The 18,961-nt window shown below is 63.5% G+C and carries 17 protein-coding genes; 5 read left to right on the forward strand and 12 right to left on the reverse strand.

Annotation, left to right across the window (positions count from 1 at the left end):
• Window positions 1-852 carry a flagellar motor stator protein MotA gene (gene motA, locus AC3RCM_RS24935; RefSeq protein WP_003249507.1) on the reverse strand — a complete coding sequence of 284 codons (852 nt, stop codon included), beginning with the start codon at window positions 850-852 and terminating at the stop codon, window positions 1-3.
• A 130-nt stretch (window positions 853-982) separates the two neighbouring features.
• Here motA and AC3RCM_RS24940 point away from each other — a divergent pair, with 130 nt between their 5' ends.
• Genes AC3RCM_RS24940 through asd form a run of 3 tightly spaced genes read left to right on the forward strand, consistent with a single transcriptional unit; the run spans window position 983 to window position 4,245 of the window.
• The gene (locus tag AC3RCM_RS24940) at window positions 983-2,518 is read left to right on the forward strand and encodes an HDOD domain-containing protein (protein WP_010955488.1); all 1,536 of its coding nucleotides are present in this window, start codon (window positions 983-985) and stop codon (window positions 2,516-2,518) included.
• Window positions 2,519-2,562: 44 nt separating this feature from the next.
• Window positions 2,563-3,372 (forward strand): rhodanese-like domain-containing protein, encoded by an 810-nt coding sequence (locus AC3RCM_RS24945; protein WP_064491490.1) that lies wholly within the window; start codon window positions 2,563-2,565, stop codon window positions 3,370-3,372.
• Between the two features lie 9 nt (window positions 3,373-3,381).
• Complete coding sequence (gene asd / locus AC3RCM_RS24950) at window positions 3,382-4,245, forward strand: archaetidylserine decarboxylase (RefSeq protein WP_010955490.1); 864 nt, start codon at window positions 3,382-3,384, stop codon at window positions 4,243-4,245.
• A gap of 75 nt (window positions 4,246-4,320) precedes the next feature.
• Here the strand turns inward: asd and serB are convergent, their stop codons facing one another.
• Entirely contained in the window at window positions 4,321-5,535 is a 1,215-nt protein-coding gene (gene serB / locus AC3RCM_RS24955) for a phosphoserine phosphatase SerB (protein WP_019437570.1), read from the reverse strand.
• A 134-nt stretch (window positions 5,536-5,669) separates the two neighbouring features.
• Here serB and AC3RCM_RS24960 point away from each other — a divergent pair, with 134 nt between their 5' ends.
• Window positions 5,670-7,127, forward strand: coding sequence for an AhpA/YtjB family protein (locus AC3RCM_RS24960; RefSeq protein WP_064491489.1), 1,458 nt, complete (start codon window positions 5,670-5,672; stop codon window positions 7,125-7,127).
• Window positions 7,128-7,489: 362 nt separating this feature from the next.
• On the opposite strand, the gene AC3RCM_RS24965 is transcribed toward AC3RCM_RS24960, so the two are convergent.
• The 9 genes from AC3RCM_RS24965 to AC3RCM_RS25005 all read right to left on the reverse strand — a co-directional run bounded on the left by AC3RCM_RS24965 (window position 7,490) and on the right by AC3RCM_RS25005 (window position 16,769).
• The gene (locus AC3RCM_RS24965) at window positions 7,490-8,200 is read right to left on the reverse strand and encodes a PqiC family protein (protein WP_019437569.1); all 711 of its coding nucleotides are present in this window, start codon (window positions 8,198-8,200) and stop codon (window positions 7,490-7,492) included.
• A gap of 172 nt (window positions 8,201-8,372) precedes the next feature.
• Complete coding sequence (gene parC / locus AC3RCM_RS24970) at window positions 8,373-10,631, reverse strand: DNA topoisomerase IV subunit A (RefSeq protein WP_010955494.1); 2,259 nt, start codon at window positions 10,629-10,631, stop codon at window positions 8,373-8,375.
• 13 nt (window positions 10,632-10,644) lie between these two features.
• Window positions 10,645-11,163, reverse strand: a complete 519-nt coding sequence (locus AC3RCM_RS24975; protein WP_010955495.1) for a retropepsin-like aspartic protease family protein — start codon at window positions 11,161-11,163, stop codon at window positions 10,645-10,647.
• Window positions 11,160-12,146, reverse strand: coding sequence for an esterase-like activity of phytase family protein (locus AC3RCM_RS24980; RefSeq protein ID WP_064492576.1), 987 nt, complete (start codon window positions 12,144-12,146; stop codon window positions 11,160-11,162). Before AC3RCM_RS24980 ends, AC3RCM_RS24975 begins: the two co-directional genes overlap by 4 nt.
• Entirely contained in the window at window positions 12,143-14,047 is a 1,905-nt protein-coding gene (gene parE / locus AC3RCM_RS24985) for a DNA topoisomerase IV subunit B (RefSeq protein WP_010955497.1), read from the reverse strand. Before parE ends, AC3RCM_RS24980 begins: the two co-directional genes overlap by 4 nt.
• Before the next feature lie 35 nt (window positions 14,048-14,082).
• Window positions 14,083-14,691 (reverse strand): YqiA/YcfP family alpha/beta fold hydrolase, encoded by a 609-nt coding sequence (locus AC3RCM_RS24990; protein ID WP_003249484.1) that lies wholly within the window; start codon window positions 14,689-14,691, stop codon window positions 14,083-14,085.
• 131 nt (window positions 14,692-14,822) lie between these two features.
• Window positions 14,823-15,623, reverse strand: coding sequence for a 3',5'-cyclic-AMP phosphodiesterase (cpdA, locus tag AC3RCM_RS24995; protein WP_014859643.1), 801 nt, complete (start codon window positions 15,621-15,623; stop codon window positions 14,823-14,825).
• Window positions 15,624-15,708: 85 nt separating this feature from the next.
• The gene (locus tag AC3RCM_RS25000) at window positions 15,709-16,161 is read right to left on the reverse strand and encodes a DUF1249 domain-containing protein (RefSeq protein WP_003249480.1); all 453 of its coding nucleotides are present in this window, start codon (window positions 16,159-16,161) and stop codon (window positions 15,709-15,711) included.
• Window positions 16,152-16,769 carry an NUDIX domain-containing protein gene (locus tag AC3RCM_RS25005; protein WP_003249478.1) on the reverse strand — a complete coding sequence of 206 codons (618 nt, stop codon included), beginning with the start codon at window positions 16,767-16,769 and terminating at the stop codon, window positions 16,152-16,154. Before AC3RCM_RS25005 ends, AC3RCM_RS25000 begins: the two co-directional genes overlap by 10 nt.
• A gap of 185 nt (window positions 16,770-16,954) precedes the next feature.
• Here AC3RCM_RS25005 and AC3RCM_RS25010 point away from each other — a divergent pair, with 185 nt between their 5' ends.
• Window positions 16,955-17,701, forward strand: a complete 747-nt coding sequence (locus tag AC3RCM_RS25010; protein WP_003249476.1) for an RsiV family protein — start codon at window positions 16,955-16,957, stop codon at window positions 17,699-17,701.
• Here AC3RCM_RS25010 and cytX read toward each other — a convergent pair.
• Complete coding sequence (gene cytX, locus AC3RCM_RS25015; protein ID WP_409262562.1) at window positions 17,670-18,953, reverse strand: putative hydroxymethylpyrimidine transporter CytX; 1,284 nt, start codon at window positions 18,951-18,953, stop codon at window positions 17,670-17,672. The two genes, AC3RCM_RS25010 and cytX, sit on opposite strands and share 32 nt — an antisense overlap.
• Between the last annotated feature and the right edge of the window lie 8 nt (window positions 18,954-18,961).

Consider the following 18,961-nt stretch of genomic DNA (forward strand, 5'->3'; position numbering starts at 1 on the left):
TCAGCGACCGCGAACCGCTTGTTCCAGTTCGGCGAAGCTTGGGCGGTGCTTGGGGTACAGCACCTTGCGCCCGAACTCGACCGCCAGCGAAGGTGGCATGCCCGACGCCGAGGCCACCAGCGAAGCCTTGATCGATTCGTAGAGATTCAGTTCTTCCTTGGCATCGTGCTCCAGGCACTTGGCCAAAGGGCCGAAGAAACCGTAAGCCGCCAGAATACCGAAGAAGGTACCCACCAGCGCCGCACCTACGTGCATGCCGATGGCCGCCTGGTCGCCATCGCCCAGCGAGGCCATGGTCACCACGATACCCAGTACCGCCGCAACGATACCGAAGCCGGGCATACCGTCGGCGATGCCGGTCACCGCGTGGGACGGGTGCTCCAGCTCTTCCTTCATGCTCAGCAGTTCCATGTCGAACAGGCCCTCGAGCTCGTGCGGGGCCATGTTGCCTGTGGACATGATGCGCAGGTAGTCGCAGACGAACGCGGTCATGCGCTCATCGGCCAGTACCGTCGGGTACTTGGCGAAGATCGGGCTGGCAGCGGCGTCCTCGATGTCAGCCTCGATGGCCATCATGCCTTCGCGACGGCTCTTGTTGAGGATTTCGTAAACGAGGCCCAGCACCTCCAGGTAGAAGGCATGGCTGAAGCGCGAGCCGAACATCTTCATCGACTTCTTGATGACGTGCATGGTCATGTGGCCAGGGTTGGCCTGCAGGAATGCACCAAAGGCCGCACCGCCGATGATCAGTACTTCGAACGGCTGGATCAGCGCTGCGATCTTGCCGTGGGAGAGCACGTAGCCGCCGAGCACGCTCGCGAATACGACGATGATGCCGATAATTTTAGCCATAGGTTCAAAGCACTTGCTGTCGTGGTCAGGGGAAGAGACGGGAGCTTTAAAACTCTTCTTCTACTTATCGGCAGAACTGCGCCAGACTATAGCCACTCAATGCGAAAAGCCAGTTCGGACTGATGTCAAAATGCCAATTGAAACCAAGGTGCCCACTCAGGCCCCGCGTACGCTAGAGGCCTGGGTAAAGCTGCTCGAGAGTGTTCGCATCCCCGTGCCGAAGCACAGCTACGACCGGGTCATGGCTGCCATCCACGATAGCCGCCGCTCGCTGCGCGATATCGCCGAACTGATGCAGGATAGCCCGGCACTGGTGCTGTCAGTGATGCGCGAAGCCAATCACCCCACCAATGCCAGCCTCGCCGAACCCGCCGAAAGCCTGGAAGTCGCCCTCAACCGCCTGGGCCTGGAGCGCAGCGAGCAGCTTCTCAAACGCCTGCCGGCACTGCCCGTGGAGGAAATTCCGCCGGTATTGTGCCAGTTCCAGATGATCAGCCAGCATGCGGCACAGCAGGCCAGCGGCCTGTTCGCCAGCCGTCTGGCACGGCTGTGGCAAGAGATTCACTGGGGCAGCCTGCTGTTCCTGTCGCCACTCTGGCCACTGGCACTGGCCTACCCCAAACTGCTCGACACCTGGGAGCTGCGGGTTATCCACAAAGGTGAAGACGCCGCCCACGTCGAGGAAGAACTGTTTGGCGTGCGCATCATGGCGCTGTGCCAGACCATGGCCGAGTATTGGCGCCTGCCCCAGTGGGTCACCCAGGGTTATCGCCTGCTGCTGGAAGAGCGCGAGCAACTGGCCCAGGTGCTGAATATCGCCCGCGACGAAGACCTGCTCAGCCAGCAACACCGCATGGATGCCGAGCCCGGCCTGCGGCGCTGGTTCAATCAGCCGGCCAATACCGTACTGCTGGCCAACAACCTGGCCCTGGCGGCACAGGTCGGCTGGGACAACCCGCACCTGCTGCGCTGGCAACTGCTGACCGCGCTGTACCTGCAAACCTCGCTGGAAGACGTGCAGCAGCAGGTGCACCAGCAGGCGGCCGCCAGCGCCCGCCGCCACGCCCGGCACGCCCTGTTCCACCCGGCCGAGGCCTTGATCTGGCCGTGGCACCAACGCCGCCCTCACCCGGACATGCTGGCCCCGCCACCGCCCAGCAGCGACGACCTGGCACGCTGGCGCACATTGTGCCAGCACCTGCTGGCCCAACCCAGCCCGTTCACCAACGCCGTGCACCTGGCCACCCAGGCCCAAGAAGCCCTGCTGGCCTGCGGCATGCAACGCATCATGCTGCTTAGCCTGGACAAGGCCAGCGACTACCTGCGCGTGCAGCAAATTGCCGGCCTGCCCAAGGAGGCCGGTGCCCTGGCCCTGCAGGTATCGCAGAACAAGCTGCTGCAAAAGCTGCTGAGTCAGGCCGGGCAGCTGCGCATCACACCGGAAAACCACAGCCAGTTCTCGGCGCTGTTGCCCGCCCCGCTGCGCACCTTGTTCCGCAGCGAACATGTACTGCTTCGCTCGCTGGCTGCGAACGACCAGGTGCTGATGCTGCTGGTGGCCGACCAGGGCTGCCGGCCTTTGGCCGATATCAGCGTGCAAGCCTTCGGCAAGACCGCGCAATGCATCGAGCGGGCCTTGTCGGTGTTTACCAACCGCAAGGGTTGAGCCTTGCGCTACAATCGCCCCTCTTTCCACACTGGAGACCGTGGATGACCGACTTTTCCGGCCTGCCCCTGGTGATCGAAGCTGCAGACCTGCTGCCACGCCTGGATTCGCCGCAACTGATCCTGGTCGACCTGAGCAGCGCCAACCGCTATGTCAGCGGGCATATCCCCGGCGCGCGCTTTGTCGAAGGCAAGCGCACCCAGCTCGGCCAGCCCCCGGCGCCCGGCCTGCTGCCAGCCCTGGGCGAGCTCGAAAAACTGTTCAGCGAACTCGGCCACCGCGCCGATGCCGTGTATGTGGTGTACGACGATGAAGGCGGCGGCTGGGCCGGGCGCTTCATCTGGCTGCTCGATGTCATCGGCCACAAGCGCTACCACTACCTCAATGGCGGTATCCAGGCCTGGCCGGCAGACAAACTGTCCACCGAAGTGCCTGCCATTGGCAACGCCCCGGTGCACCTGCACATAGACAGCGCACCCACTGCCACCCGCGAGTACCTGCAAAGCCGCCTGGGCGCCGATGACCTGGTCATCTGGGACGCACGCGGCCCGCAGGAATTCAGCGGCGAAAAAGTGCTGGCAGCCAAAGGCGGCCACATCCCCGGCGCGATCAACTTCGAGTGGACCGCCGGCATGGACCTCAATGACCACCTGCGCATTCGCCAGGACATCAAACAAGTCCTCGAGCAACTGGGCATCACCCCTGACAAGGAGGTGATCACCCACTGCCAGACCCACCGCCGCTCCGGTTTCACTTACCTGGTGGCCAAGGCCCTCGGCTACCCACGCGTCAAGGCCTACGCCGGCTCGTGGAGCGAATGGGGCAACCACCCGGACACGCCTGTAGAAGTCTAAGGAACCTGCATGAAATCCCGTCTGTTCATCATCAGCCAGTACCTGCTGCCGCACCACCTGCTGTCGCGGCTGGCCGGCTGCATCGCCGAGTGCCGCGTGCGCTGGTTCAAGAACGCCTTCACCGCATGGTTCGCCAAGCGCTACCAGGTCAACATGAGCGAGGCTCTGGTCGAAGACCTGAGCGCTTACGAGCACTTCAATGCGTTCTTCACCCGCGCCCTGAAACCTGGTGCCCGTCCGCTGGACGAAACCCCGGGCGCCATCCTGTGCCCGGCCGACGGCGCGGTCAGCCAGCTCGGCCCGATCGAGCACGGCCGTATCTTCCAGGCCAAAGGCCACGGTTTCAGCGCGCAAGAGCTGCTGGGCGGTGATCCGGCCATGGCCGCGCCGTTCATGGGCGGTGAGTTTGCCACCATCTACCTGTCGCCCAAGGACTACCACCGCGTGCACATGCCGCTGGCCGGCACCCTGCGCGAAATGGTCTATGTGCCGGGCCGCCTGTTCTCGGTCAACCAGACCACCGCAGAGAATGTTCCCGAGCTGTTCGCTCGCAACGAGCGCGTGGTCTGCCTGTTCGATACAGAACGTGGGCCAATGGCTGTGGTACTGGTCGGCGCGATGATCGTCGCCTCGATCGAAACGGTATGGGCCGGGCTGGTCACACCGCCCAAACGTGAGCTGAAGACTTTCCGTTACGACGAAGCCAGCCGCACGCCGATCCACCTGGAGAAAGGTGCCGAACTAGGCCGCTTCAAGCTGGGTTCGACCGCCATCGTGCTGTTCGGGCCGGAGCAGGTGAAGTGGGCTGAGAGCCTGGGTGCGGGCTCTGCAGTTCGCATGGGGCAGCAGCTGGCGGCGCCTGCGCAGGCTTGATTCGAGCCATATGAAAAGGCCCTGCATATGCAGGGCCTTTTTCGTTGGGCCGCCTTGCGGCCCCGGATTCACGGATCAGCCGCGGGCGTCGCGGTCACGCAGGCCCAGCAGGTACAGCACCCCGTCCAGCCCCAAGGTGGAAATCGCCTGCTTGGCCGACTGGCGCACCAGCGGCTTGGCACGAAACGCCACGCCCAACCCGGCCAGCGACAGCATCGGCAGGTCATTGGCGCCATCGCCCACGGCGATGGTCTGCTCCAGTTGCAAGCCTTCGTCACTGGCCAGCTTCTTCAACAAATCGGCCTTGCGCTGGGCATCGACAATCGGCTCAACAGCCACGCCCGTCACCTTGCCATCGACCACTTCAAGTTCGTTGGCGAACACATAGTCGATACCCAGGCGCGCCTGCACCTGACGGGCGAAGTAGGTAAAGCCACCGGACAGAATCGCGGTCTTGTATCCCAGGCGCTTGAGCTCGGCAAACAGGTTCTCGGCACCCTCGGTCAGGCGCAGCGATGCCCCGATCTCGTCCAGCACCCCCACATCCAGGCCCTTGAGCAGTGCCATGCGCTCTTTGAAGCTGGCGCGGAAGTCCAGTTCACCGCGCATGGCGCGCTCGGTGATCGCCGCCACCTGCTCCCCCACACCCGCCGCCTTGGCCAGTTCGTCGATGACTTCGGCCTCGATCAGCGTGGAGTCCATGTCGAACACCGCCAGGCGGCGGTTGCGGCGGAACAGATCGTCCTTCTGGAAGGCGATGTCGACGCTCAGCTCTTCAGCCAGGGCAAAGAAGTCGGCACGCAGGGCCTGGGCATCGCTCGGCACGCCGCGCACGGAGATCTCGACGGCTGCCTTGCCCTTGTCGATTTCGGCATCCAGTGCCACCCGGGCCGACAGGCGCTCGATACGCTCGATGGTCAGGCCGTACTGGCTGATCACCGCACTCACCCGCTGCAGCTGCTCGGGTGTGATCTTGCGGCTGAGCAGGGTAACGATGTGTCGCGCTTCGCCATGCCCATCGGCCCAATGCTGGTAGTCCGCCTCGGAAATCGGCGTGTAACGGGCCTGCAGGTTCAGTTCGTGGGCTTTGGCCTGCACGCTTTGCAACAGCGCGGTAGCCACTTCGTTGTCCGGTATGTCGACCAGGATGCCAAACGACAAGGTGCCGTGCATGACCGCCAGGCCGATGTCGAGGATACTCACACCGCCCTGTAGCAGGACGCCGGTGATAGCCGCAGTGAGACCGGGACGGTCCTCACCGGTGATGTTGATCAGGACGATTTCGCGCACAACCTGGCTCCGACTTCGATGAAAAATGCGCATTCTACCGATTTTCCATGACCATCGGGCGCCAACGATACTTTGCCGACAAAACCCGGCTCGCTATACTCCCCCCACTTTCATGCCATTAAGAGCCGAGCTCTGTGAACCGGCCCACGCCAGTCAAACCAGACAATTTCTTCCTGATGATCTATCGCGCCCTGAGTCAACGTCGCGTGCCGCTGGCACTGCGCATCGCCTGCACCAACATTTTCCTGGTGGCGCTGGCGCTGGTGATCTACGCCTGCGTGATGGGCCTGCAGTTCAAGCAGGCCATGCATGAGCAGGCCGATGCCTTGGGCCAGAGCCTGACCACCCAGACTGCAACATCGGCCACCGAGCTGCTGGTGTCCAACGACATCCTCAGCCTCAACGTGCTACTGGGCAACCTGGTTAAAAACCCGCTGGTGGCCCATGCGGCAATCTACAGCGTGGATAACCGCATCCTCGCCGAAGCAGGCCAGCGCCCGCGCAACAGCCTGCTGGGCGAGGCCGAAGGCCTGTACCAGACCAAAATCACGTTCCAGGACGTGACGGCCGGGCAGCTGCGCATAAGTCTGGACATGAGCCAGTTCCAGCAGCCGATGCTGATCAGCCTGCAGAGCATGGGCATTCTGGCCGCCATCCTGCTTACCCTGGCCTTGGCCCTCAGCTTGCGTCAGGGTCGTTTCATCACCCTGCCACTGCTGCAACTGCGGGTATGGCTGCGCGACCCGCAGCCCTATACCCCGGCCACCGACCGCCAGGACGAGATTGGCGACATCGCCCGCCAGCTGCATGCACGCCTGGCCCCGCCTCCGCCCCCGGAGCCGGAGCCCGAGGAAGAAGACGACGAGCAGTTCGACGACCTGCCCGCAGTTGCCCCGGCACCCAAGGCCGCACCGCGCGCCAAGGTTGCCCTGGAAGACGAGGATGACGACGAAGCCTTCGCCGGCCTGCTGGACGACGACACTGCCCCCAAAGCCGCCGCAGAGGTCGAGTCCGACGAGCCGCAGTACAGCGCCGTGCTTGCCGTGCAACTGGGCTCGCAGGAGCAACTGCGTCGCCTGCCACGCACACGCCTGGCCGAGCTGACCGAGCGCTACCGTGATTGCCTGGAGCACGCGGCCTCGCTCTACGACGGCGAAACGCACACGCTGAACGACGGCAGCACCCTGGTGCTGTTCCACAGCCGCGAGTGTGGCGAGGATTACCTGACCAACGCCATTTGCTGTGGCGAACTGTTGCGCGCCCTGGGCCACGCCCTGCAGATCGAGGTAGCTGACAGCGGCATTACCCTGCAACTGCAGCTAGGCCTGGTCTTGGGCAACGACCTGCATGGGCTGGAACTGGTTGACCTGCTGATGGCCGAGAAGGTCCAGGATGCCCTGGCGTTGTCGCAGCACAGCCGCAACCTGTTGCTGGTGGAGCGGCAGATCAACGATGACGCCCTGATCCGCCAGCGTGCACGTATTCGCCCGATCGCCAGCCCCGAAGGCGCCTGCTGTGTGGAGCGACTGATGGAGCCCTACCCGTCAATGCTGGAACGGCAACTGGCCCGCATGCATGAGCACCGCGCCTGACAGGTAGACGCGACATCAAGATCCAGCCAATAGCGCAAACCCCCGGTAGGAGCGGGTTTACCCGCGAATACGGTGGCGGCGGCAACGGTGAACGGCGGGTAGAAATTGGCCAGCAGGCCCGGCCTCTTCGCGGGTAAACCCGCTCCTACACGGCGGCCTGTGTCCAACCCCCGATGTGTGTCCACCACCAATCTGCGTAGGAGCGGGTTTACCCGCGAATACGGTAGCGGCGGCAACGGTGAACGGCGGGGGTAATTGGCCAGCAGGGCCGGCCCTTTCGCGGGTAAACCCGCTCCTACGAAGACCGGCAGATACAAAAAAGCCCGCAGCGAATGCGGGCTTTGTCGTATCTGGCCGTTTGATCAGAACCGATAAACTTCCATATCGGTGCGAATCGGCGAGGCCATCGGGATTTTGGGCTTCTCCGGCCCCTTCTTCACCTGCGTCGGTGCAGCGGGCTTTTTCGGTGCCTCTTCGGCAATCGCCGGCTGGTTGGCCAGCGGCTTCACCGCCGTGCTCAGCTGTTCGGCCAGCTTCTGCAGCAGTTGGCCCTGAGCCTGCACCTGCGACGACTCACTGCCCTCGTGCTGCTGCTCGAGGTGGATGATACGGTTGTCACGCACATGGCCACGGCGGTCAAGCAGACGCCACTGGGCATCCAGGATGGCCGGCTGGTTCTTGCCAGAATCCAGGCGTGTGATCGACAACAGCACTTGTACGTCCGGGCTGAAGCCTGCGGTCGCCGGGGCCAGTACTACGCGTTGGCTGTCCAGGCGCCAGGCCAGTTGACGCACCAGCAGCTGGTCGATATCCGATGAAAGGCTGCCAGCCCAACGACCGTCGGTCGCCGCGCTCAGGCTGCCATCAGGTTGACGCTGCAGGAATGTCTCACGCTGAAGGTAATCGGCCACCGATACCGGGCCGAGTACCACGGCCATGCCCGCACTCTGCGACGGCTGGCCAGGATCACCACTGTCGAGCTGATACAGGGCAACCGGCTGATGCATGGTGCACCCGCCAAGGCCCAGCAGGCCAGTCATCAACAGCGCAAATGGAAGGCGCAGAAATTTCATCATCCCATCCAGGCGGCTGCCACAAGGCACACCGCAGTGATACATGTAGATTCAAACGGGCACACGGCCACGCCGGCACCGCAAGGGGCATATCATCCGCGAAATAACCGTCCGACTCCAGCATTTCTGCCCGAAACGGCGTTGAAATTGCCGTTCCAGACATTACAACCGGTTATGTCGGCACTTCCACCTGCAACCCATCGACACGCTGGAACCCGCGTGGCAGCTTGCTGCCGCGCCGACCGCGCTCGCCCTTGTAGTGCTCCAGGTCGTCCGCCTTCAAAGACAGGGTACGCTTGCCGGCCTGCAATACAAGGGTCGCGCCTTCGGGAATCACGGCCAGATCGGTAACAAATTCTTCACGGCTGGCCACCCGGTCACCCGGCACGCCAATGATCTTGTTGCCCTTGCCTTTACCCAGCTGTGGCAAGTCGCTGACCTTGAACACCAGCAGGCGGCCTTCGGTGGTCACTGCCGCCAACCAGTCCTGCTCGCGATCGGCCACCGGGCGCGGGGTCATGACCTTGGCCCCGTTGGGCAAGCTGAGCAGGCCTTTGCCGGCCTTGTTCTTGGCCTGCAGGTCTTCACCCTTGACCACGAAGCCGTAACCGGCATCCGAAGCCACCACGTACAGCGCATCGTCGTCAGGCAACAACACACATTCGAAAGTCGCCCCCGGTGGCGGCGTCAGACGGCCAGTCAGCGGCTCGCCCTGGCCACGCGCCGATGGCAGGCTGTGGGCGGCCAGCGAGTAGCTGCGACCGGTGGAATCGATAAGCACGGCAAACTGGTTGGAACGCCCGGCCGCAGCAGCCTTGAAGCCGTCGCCGGCCTTGTAGGAAAGGCCAGTGGCGTCGATATCGTGGCCCTTGGCGCAGCGCACCCAGCCCTTCTCCGACAGCACCACGGTGACGGGCTCGGTCGGCATCAGCTCGTTTTCCGACAGTGCCTTGGCTTCGGCACGCGCTACGATCGGCGAACGACGATCATCGCCATAGGTTTCGGCATCCTTGATCAGCTCGCTGCGCACCAGCTTGCGCAGTTTGGCCTCGCTCCCCAGCAAGGCCTGCAGCTTGGCTTGCTCCTTCAGCAACTCATCCTGCTCACCGCGGATCTTCATCTCTTCCAGGCGCGCCAACTGCCGCAGGCGGGTCTCGAGGATGTAGTCGGCCTGTATCTCGGTCAGCTCGAAACGTTCGATCAGGGCCTGCTTGGGGTATTCCTCGGTACGGATGATGTGGATCACTTCATCCAGGTTGAGGAATGCAGTGAGCAAACCGTCCAACAGGTGCAGACGCTTCTCGACCTTATCCAGACGATGCTGCAGGCGGCGACGAACGGTATTGGTGCGGAATTCCAGCCACTCCACCAATAGGGTTCGCAGGTTTTTCAACTGCGGCCGGCCGTCCAGGCCGATGATATTCACGTTGACCCGGTAGGTGCTTTCCAGGTCGGTGGTAGCGAACAGGTGCTGCATCAGCTCGTCGACATCGACGCGGTTGGAACGCGGGATGATGACGATACGGCACGGGTTCTCGTGGTCCGACTCGTCGCGCAGGTCGGCGACCATCGGCAGCTTCTTGGCCTGCATCTGCGCGGCAATCTGCTCCAGCACTTTGGCCCCGGAGACCTGGTGCGGCAGCGCAGTGACGACGATGTCGCCATCCTCGACGCGGTACACGGCGCGCATGCGGATCGAGCCGCGGCCGCTTTCGTACATCTTGAGAATTTCAGCCCGCGGCGTGACGATCTCTGCCTCGGTCGGGTAATCCGGCCCCTGGATGTGCTCGCACAACTGCTCGATGGTTGCCTTGGGCTCATCGAGCAGTCGCACACAGGCACTGGCCACCTCTCGCAGGTTGTGCGGCGGCACGTCGGTGGCCATGCCCACGGCGATACCGGTGGTACCGTTGAGCAGGATGTTGGGCAGGCGCGCAGGCAGCACGGCCGGTTCCTGCAACGTGCCATCGAAGTTCGGCACCCAGTCCACGGTGCCCTGGCCGACTTCGCTGAGCAGCACTTCAGCGTAGCGCGACAGCCGCGCCTCGGTGTAGCGCATGGCGGCGAACGACTTAGGATCATCCGGCGCACCCCAGTTGCCCTGGCCATCGACCAGGGTATAGCGGTAGCTGAACGGCTGCGCCATCAGCACCATGGCCTCGTAGCAGGCCGAATCGCCATGGGGATGGAACTTGCCGAGCACGTCACCGACGGTACGTGCCGACTTCTTGTGCTTGGCATCGGCATCGAGCCCCAACTCGCTCATGGCGTAGACGATGCGTCGCTGCACCGGCTTCAGGCCGTCGCCGATATGCGGCAAGGCACGGTCCATGATCACGTACATGGAGTAGTTGAGGTAGGCCTGTTCGGTGAAGTCAGCCAGCGAGCGGCGTTCGACGCCGTCCAGGCTGAGTTCCAGTGAGTCGCTCATGCGGGCCTCGTCATTATTTCAGGTTCTGGCGCAGCAGCATGGTGCCACCGCGCTGGGTAAATTCAAGTTGTTGCAGGGCACTCATGCCCAGCAGTACGGTGGACCCATCAAGGCCCGGCACCACGATGGCGCGTACGTTCTGCAGGCGGATATCGCCCAGTTGCAGGCTGGTCAGGCGCGTGCGGTAGCCTTCGGTGCGGCCGTTGGCGGTGCTCAGTAGCACCGGGCTACCGCGCTCCAGGCTCAGTTCATGAGCCAACGCCTCCGGGATCGCCACGTCGGTGGCGCCGGTGTCGAGCATGAAATGCACCACCTGGCCGTTGATGGCACCATCCACCACGAAGTGGCCCTGGCCATTACTCAGCAGGCGAACTTCGATAAAGCCTTGACCATGCTCGGATTGCACCTGGCGGTTGGGGTTACGCTGGCTGTCTTCCCACTGGCCGAAAAAGCGCGTGGCAAGAAACAGCGCCGCCGCCCAGGCGACGATCATCAGTAACTTGCCCGCGCGCTTGCCCGGCGCCTGGCTCATGGTTTGGCGCTCCAGCCGCCTTCCGGTGCGTCGAAGCGCCAGACGAGCGGCCGGGTTTCACCATCGGCACGGGCGCCGTTGTTGTTGTCCAGGCCAATCCAGGCGCCCTTGGCATCGATCACCAGTGCTTCGGCCAGGCCAAACGGCTGCGCGTAGCGCCGTGACTCGACCAGCGCATCAGCAGCGAACGACCAGCAACGCTCGACCTTGCCACTGTCGACATCACGTCGGCACACCCGGTAAGCGTTACGTTCGAGGGTAAACAGCTTGCCCTCGAACCAGGCCAGGTCAGCGAAGTCGCGCGACAGGGCCCTGGCATTGGGCATCTGCGCGGGTTGCATTTCGACCCCCGCCTCGCTCAGCAGCACGCAACCACGCCCGCAGGTCCAGACCGACTGCTGGCGCTCGATAGCCAGCAGGCCACGGCGCTCACGCTCGGCAGCCAGCCACAGGCGGTCACCCGCCGGGTTGATCGCCAGGCCTTCGAACAGGGCATTGAAGTTCAGCAGCATGCCGCTTGCCCGGGCCTGGCGCACCATGGCCGAGTCGATCCTCAACCAGTCCGGCTCGCCTTCCAGCGGCAATTGCAGCACCGCGGCATGCGCCTCGCTGACCAGATAGAGGTTACCCGCCTGATCACAGGTGATACCTTCGAAATCCAGCTCGCCACCGCGAATGTACGATGCCGCCCAGTTGCGCGACTTCAACCCCCATGGCAGGCCGCTTTCCGGGACAGCCGGCGGGGTGAAGGTAAGCGGCTGCGCGCGCCAGGTCGGGTTCTGCTGATCGAAGCGGTAGATACGGTCGTCGTCACGATCGGACACGCCCCACAACCCACCCCGGCATTCTACCAGCCCCGACAGGTTGCCACCGCGCATACCGTCGATCGGGTGCTCGGCTGTCATCTTCAGCTCTGGCCAGTTGCCCGCCAGACAAGGCAGGGCAACCAGCGCCAGGCAAACGGCAAGTACTTGCCGAATCAAACCATGACCTCGGCCAGGTTGCCCTTGGTTTCCAGCCAACTCTTGCGGTCACCGGCGCGCTTTTTGGCCAGCAGCTTGTCCATCAGCTCGCAGGTGGCCTCTACGTCGTCCAGGGTCAGCTGCACCAGGCGCCGGGTGTTCGGGTCCATGGTGGTTTCGCGCAACTGCGGCGGGTTCATCTCGCCCAGGCCCTTGAAGCGTGTTACCTGCGGCTTGCCGCGCTTCTTCTCGGCCACCAGGCGGTCGAGGATGCCGTCACGCTCGGCTTCGTCGAGGGCGTAGTAGATTTCCTTGCCCAGGTCGATGCGGTACAGGGGCGGCATGGCCACGTAAACATGCCCAGCCTCGACCAGTGTCCGGAAGTGTTGAACGAACAGCGCACACAGCAATGTGGCGATGTGCAGACCATCGGAGTCAGCGTCGGCGAGGATGCAGATCTTGCCATAGCGCAGCTGTGCAAGGTCGGTTGCACCCGGATCGACGCCAATGGCCACGGCAATGTTGTGCACTTCCTGGCTGGCCAGGACTTCGCCCCCGTCCACTTCCCAGGTGTTGAGGATCTTGCCGCGCAGCGGCAGGATAGCCTGGAATTCCTTGTCCCGCGCCTGCTTGGCCGAACCACCGGCCGAGTCACCCTCGACGAGGAACAACTCGGCACGCATCGGGTCCTGGCCTGCACAATCGGCCAGCTTGCCGGGCAATGCCGGGCCCTGGGTGATGCGCTTGCGCTCGACCTTCTTGCTGGCCTTGAGGCGGCGCCCGGCGTTGCTGATGGCCAGTTCTGCCAGTTGCATGCCCAGCTCGGGGTGGGCGTTGAGCCACAGGCTGAAAGCATCCTTGACCACACCGGAGACGAACGCGGCCGCCTCGCGTGATGACAGGCGCTCTTTGGTCTGCCCGGAGAACTGCGGGTCCTGCATCTTCATCGACAGTACGAAGGTGATGCGCTCCCAAACGTCTTCCGGCGCCAGCTTTACCCCGCGCGGCAGCAAGTTGCGGAACTCGCAGAACTCACGCATGGCATCCAGCAGGCCCTGGCGCAGGCCGTTGACGTGGGTGCCGCCCTGGGCGGTGGGGATCAGGTTGACGTAGCTTTCCTGAATGCTGTCACCGCCTTCGGGCAGCCACAGCAAAGCCCAGTCAACCGCTTCCTTGTTACCCGCCAGGCTGCCACAGAACGGCTCGTCGGGCAGGCGCTGGAATTCGTTGACCGAGTCGACCAGGTAGGAGCGCAGGCCATCCTCGTAGTGCCATTCCACCTTTTCGCCGCTGGCCTTGTCCTCGAAGCTGACCAGCAGCCCCGGGCACAGTACCGCCTTGGCCTTGAGCACGTGCTTGAGGCGGCTGATGGAGAACTTGGGCGAGTCGAAGTACTTCGGGTCGGGGCTGAAGTACACACTGGTGCCGGTGTTGCGCTTGCCGACCGAGCCGACCACTTCCAGCTCGCTGGCCTTGAAGCCATCGGCAAAGGTCATCTGGTATTCGTTACCGTCACGTTTGACGCGCACGCGCACCTGCGTCGACAGGGCGTTGACCACCGAGATACCCACCCCGTGCAGGCCGCCGGAAAACTGATAGTTCTTGTTGGAGAACTTGCCGCCGGCGTGCAGCTTTGTGAGGATCAGCTCGACCCCGGACACGCCCTCTTCCGGATGGATGTCCACCGGCATGCCGCGGCCGTCGTCGCTGACTTCCAGCGAATGGTCGGCATGCAGGATGACCTGCACCGAACGCGCGTGGCCGGCCAGTGCTTCGTCGACACTGTTGTCGATGACTTCCTGGGCCAGGTGGTTGGGGCGGCTGGTATCGGTGTACATGCCCGGCCGCTTGCGGACCGGATCAAGGCCCGAGAGGACTTCGATGGCGTCTGCGTTATAGGCGCTAGCGCTGGGATTGGCCATAGGGTCTCGTCGTCAGTCTGGTGAATGCAAAAAAGTCAAAATACAGAAAAATCGAGCGCCGCATACTGCCCACGGGCAATGCCTGCGAACGCCAGCAGTGCCGGCAGGCGCTCGGCGAAGCCCTGGAAGCTGTGGTCGCCACCGGCCTGGATACGCAGGGCACAAGCACGGTAATAGCGCTCGGCGTGTCGATAGTCCAGGGTTTCATCGGCGGTCTGCAGCCACACTTGATAGCGGTCGGCATCGGCCGGGGCCGCGACTTCCAGCTCGGCCAGGGCCTGCACGTGATCGTGGGTCAGCTCCCAGGTTTCACCGCTGTAATGATTGCGCTGGGTGCCCAGGTAACCGTCGAAATGCTTGTGCGGGGTTACCGCCGGGTTGACCAGCAGGGCCTTGAGGCCATGGCGCTCGGCCAGGTGGGTGGCATAGTAGCCGCCGAGCGAACTGCCCACCAGCAGTGGCGCCCCCAGTTCGGCGATGGCCGCTTCGAGCTGGACCATGGCTTGCCGTGGGTGGTGGTGCAGGGCCGGCACTCGCAACTGGTCGGCCAGGCCGAGCTGCTGCATGACTGCCTCCAGCTGACGCGCCTTGGTCGAAAGCGGCGAGCTGTTGAAGCCATGGATATAGAGGATGGAACCCGACATGCTGCCCCCGGAATCTGTGGCTTCGCGCCTGATAATGCGGGCGCAGGGACGCGCAGTGTAGCGCGTTCGCCGGGTTTTGACGCAGTGCCACGGATTTCGCAATACATTTCCGGCAGGCTGACGTGGCCTGCTCAATACCCTGGGCTGTCGAAGTCGAGCTGCACCTCGAAATCCAGCGCCCGCTCCACCCCGGTCTCCAGCCGCCCGTCGGCATGCAGGCGCAACCAGCGGTACCCCGGATGCTCTTCGCTCACCTGGAAGTCTTCGCTGCGCGCCGCGAACTGAATGCAGGTCGACGGCGTGGCCAGCAGGCGCCGCCCCTCTCGGACCTCATCCCATTCCTGATGCACATGCCCCCATAACAAAGCCCGTACCTGTGGATATCCTTCAACGATATCGAACAGCGCCTGGGCATTGCGCAAGCCGATCGGCGCGATCCAGGCGCAGCCGATATCCACTGGCTGATGGTGGAAGCACACCAGGCAATGCCGCTCGCCGGCCTCTTTCAAGGCGGCTTCCAGTACGGCCAGCTGGTCATCTTGCAAAAACCCGTGGGTAGCACCCTGCACGGCGGTGTTGAGCATGACCACCCGCCACGCGCCGATATCGGTCACCGCCTGCACCAGTTCCGGCGCCACCTGCGCCATCACCTGAGCCTCGTCATGGTTGCCCGGCAGCCAGCGAGTGGGTACGGCAAACGGTGCGGTCAGCTCACGAAACGCTTCATAGGATGCCACGCTGGCATCCTGGGACAGGTCGCCCGTGCACAGCAGCAAGTCGACAAGCGGCTGCTCGCGCCGTACCTGGGCCACCACGTGGCGCAGGCTGTCTCGGGTCTTGAGGCCCAGCATGCTGCCAGCCGGGTCGGCGAACAGGTGGGCATCGGTCAGTTGCACCACATGCACGGGGCGGGATTGGTCTGGCGGCGACAACGGCCATCTCCTCGAATGGATTCAGCGGGAATTATGGCTGTGCGACGGTGACGAGCAAACACCCGCAACCGACTCACGTCACAATTCAGCGAACACTTGCCAGTTCGTGGCCGCAGGCCAGGCAGTGGCTGAGCCATTCACCCAGGAACAGGTTGAGCTGGGCCTTTTCGTCCGGCTGGTGCATGGCGTCGTTCGGATACGGGTAGATGCTGCGCAGGCGCCGGGTGTGTTCGGCGCTGACCACTTCGGCCATGCGCGCATCGTGATACACCTGCACTTCCAGGTGTGGCACTGGCAACCACGGCAGGCTGTGTTCCTGGCGCACATGCAGGGTGGTGGTATACGGGCAGGCCAGCACCACGTCGAGCACCAGCACGCCAAGCATCTGGTCACCCTGGGTCATGCCGATGCGGCGCGAGCTCTGGGTGGTGCGCATGTCGGGCAACAAGCGCATCAGCCGGGCATAGTTGGCCTCGCAGGCTGCCTGCAGCCCGACCAGGTCGACTCGATAGCGCTCGCGCAGCAGGTTCACTTCCACATACCTCTTACTTCGTCACGGTTCAGCGCCAGCCATTGCAGGCCAATGATGGTGGCCGCATTGCAGATGCGCCCGTCGCGCACCGCCTGCAGGGCATCCTCGAACGCCCACACGCGTACGCGAATGTCTTCGCCCTCTTCCTCCAGGCCATGCAGCCCTCCCGCGCCCTCGCTGCTGCAACGGCCGAGGAACAGGTGAACGTATTCGTCACTGCCGCCAGGCGACGGGAAGTAGCGGGTCATCGGCCACAGGGCGCTGAAGGTCAGGCCGGCTTCTTCTTCAGCCTCGCGATGGGCGACTTCCTCGGGCTGCTCGTCTTTGTCGATCAGCCCGGCAACCATCTCGATCAGCCAGGGGTTGGCGACCTTGTCCAGTGCGCCCACGCGAAACTGTTCGATCAGCACCACTTCATCGCGCGCAGGGTCGTACGGCAGCACGCATACCGCATCGTGGCGCACAAACAGTTCGCGACTGATCTCGCGCCCCATGCCCCCGGCAAATAGCTCGTGGCGCAGGCGTAACTTGTCGAGCTTGTAAAAGCCCTGGAAGCAATTGGCCCGCTCGATGATTTCGAAGCCCTTGGGCACAGCGTTCAACGCGTCTGACATGGAAATCCTCATTACCTCGAATACTGCTTCGCGCCATCCTACTCCGCACGCCTGTTGGTTTCACCCCTTTCCAGCAACCGCTGGCGCACTTGGGACAGCAGCCCTTCACTCTGTTAGCTTAGTGGCGAACTGAAGGCCGCGCAGACGGTCAAAGGCCGACTTTTCCCTGTTCTGCAAGGATCATCATGACACTTGTCAAACTGACTTCCGTGGCCGTGCTGGCACTCGCTCTGGGCGCCTGCCAGAGCCTGTTCACGCCCAACTACCGGGCCCCGCTCGAGGTCAAGCGCGACGCCTGGGAGCATGTCAAACCCGGCTGCAGCGAGAGCGACTGCCCGCTGGTGAACATCGACATGATCCACTTCCCGGCCCTGCCCAAGCTCGACGGCATCGTCGAAAAACGCCTGCTGCAACTGACCGAAGACAATCAGCATGGCACCGCACCAGCCACCCTGCAGGCCTACGAACAGCAATATCTGGCCAGTGCCGACAAACGTAACAGCAGCTACTTGCAAGCCAAGGTACGCGAGCAGCATGACGGGCTGGTGATCATCGAGTTGTCCAGCTACCTGGACAGCGGTGGCGCCCACGGCATGCCCGGGCGCGGCTTCATCAACTATTCACGCAAGCTGGACAAGGTGCTGACCCTGCAGGACATGCTGGTGCCCGGCCAGGAAGACACCTTCTGGAAAACCGTCGAAGAATCGCACCGTGCCTGGCTGATGAGTGTGGGAATGGACAAGGATGCCGAGTTCGTCAAGACCTGGCCGTTCAAGAAATCGCCGCACGTCGCCCTGACGTACGGCGCGGTAGTGGTCAAGTACGAGGTCTATGCCATCGCGCCCTATTCCATGGGCCACGTGGAACTGAAGATCCCCTACCCGCGCCTGAATGGCGTACTCAAGCCTGAACTGTTTCCCGGCCGCGGCTGAGGCTTAGCAGCCCATGCAGCACACCTGCCAGCAGCAATGCGGGCAGGGTAGCGCCCAGTTCCGGCGCCTTGGCGGCAATCAGGTGATAGGCCACCGCCCCGGCAAACCAGGCCACCAACGCCTGCCAGTGCAAGCCATTGACCTGCGCTGGCAGACGGCGTCGACGGACCACGTAGTGGTCCATCAGCACCACACCGAACAGCGGTGCGAACACCGAGCCGATCAGCAACAGGAAGTTTTCGTACTGTGCCAGTGGCGCCAACAGGGCGATCAGGGTGCACAAAACGCCGATGGCCAACGCCAGGTGCTCGACCTTCAGCGGTAGCAGCACACCGGTGGAAACCGCCGCCGAGTGGATGTCGGCGAAGGCCTTTTCCGACTCGTCCAGCAGAATAAGCAGCAGCGGAATCCCCATGCCGGCGCCCGCCAGGGCCAGCAGCAAGGCATTGACTTCGCCACTGGCGGCGAACGCCAGCGTGTACGCCACGCCCAGGCTCATCAGCCAGGTGTTGCCGATGAAGTAGCCCACTACCGTACCGCCGAACACATGCCTGCCATTGCGGGCAAAGCGCGAGTAGTCCGCGATCAGCGGCAGCCAGGACAGCGGCATGGCGATGACGATATCGAAGCCAACCGCCAGCGACATCGAACCATCCCCGGCACGGTTCCACAGCTCCGCCAGGTCGGCCTTGGCGAACAGGTTCCAGGTCAGCCACAGACAGGCGCCCAGCAACAACCAGATGCCCCAGGCGCGCAGCACCTTGCGCACGAAGGCCAGTGGCCCGCTGACAGCCAGCAGGGTGGCCAGGGCACCGAAGCACAGCGTCCAGAGCATGGGGCTGTTCCAGGCACTGTCCTCACCGAACGCTCGCGCACCCAGCAAGCTGGCAGCATCGCGCATGACGATGATCTCGAAAGCGCCCCAACCCACCAGTTGCAGCAAGTTGAGCAGCGCCGGCAAGCGCGCGCCATGGCTGCCCAGGCTGAGTTTCAGGGTGCCCATGGCGGACAGCCCGGTGTCGCTGCCGATAACCCCCGCCGCACCCAGCAACAGCACACCGACACCGGTGCCCAGGGCGATGGCCAGCACCGCGCCAGCAAGGCCCAGGCCTGGTGCCAGCATAGCGCCGACCTGCAGCACCATCAGGCCGATGCCGAGGGAAAACCACAGTGAAAACAGGTCGCGAGCACCGAAGATGCGCTGCTGGATGGGGATTGGATGGTCGGGAGAGAACTGGCTGGGTGATGTCATGGTCATGT

It is taken from the genome of Pseudomonas sp. GW823-FHT05G12, assembly GCF_058795575.1.

Bases quoted from the DNA above. Each gene is read 5' to 3' on its own strand.
- motA (WP_003249507.1), bottom strand. From the start codon at position 852: ATGGCTAAAATTATCGGCATCATCGTCGTATTCGCGAGCGTGCTCGGC.
- AC3RCM_RS24940 (WP_010955488.1), top strand. From the start codon at position 983: ATGCCAATTGAAACCAAGGTGCCCACTCAGGCCCCGCGTACGCTAGAG.
- AC3RCM_RS24945 (WP_064491490.1), top strand. From the start codon at position 2,563: ATGACCGACTTTTCCGGCCTGCCCCTGGTGATCGAAGCTGCAGACCTG.
- asd (WP_010955490.1), top strand. From the start codon at position 3,382: ATGAAATCCCGTCTGTTCATCATCAGCCAGTACCTGCTGCCGCACCAC.
- AC3RCM_RS24965 (WP_019437569.1), bottom strand. From the start codon at position 8,200: ATGAAATTTCTGCGCCTTCCATTTGCGCTGTTGATGACTGGCCTGCTG.
- parC (WP_010955494.1), bottom strand. From the start codon at position 10,631: ATGAGCGACTCACTGGAACTCAGCCTGGACGGCGTCGAACGCCGCTCG.
- AC3RCM_RS24975 (WP_010955495.1), bottom strand. From the start codon at position 11,163: ATGAGCCAGGCGCCGGGCAAGCGCGCGGGCAAGTTACTGATGATCGTC.
- parE (WP_010955497.1), bottom strand. From the start codon at position 14,047: ATGGCCAATCCCAGCGCTAGCGCCTATAACGCAGACGCCATCGAAGTC.
- AC3RCM_RS24990 (WP_003249484.1), bottom strand. From the start codon at position 14,691: ATGTCGGGTTCCATCCTCTATATCCATGGCTTCAACAGCTCGCCGCTT.
- AC3RCM_RS25005 (WP_003249478.1), bottom strand. From the start codon at position 16,769: ATGTCAGACGCGTTGAACGCTGTGCCCAAGGGCTTCGAAATCATCGAG.
- AC3RCM_RS25010 (WP_003249476.1), top strand. From the start codon at position 16,955: ATGACACTTGTCAAACTGACTTCCGTGGCCGTGCTGGCACTCGCTCTG.
- cytX (WP_409262562.1), bottom strand. From the start codon at position 18,953: ATGACATCACCCAGCCAGTTCTCTCCCGACCATCCAATCCCCATCCAG.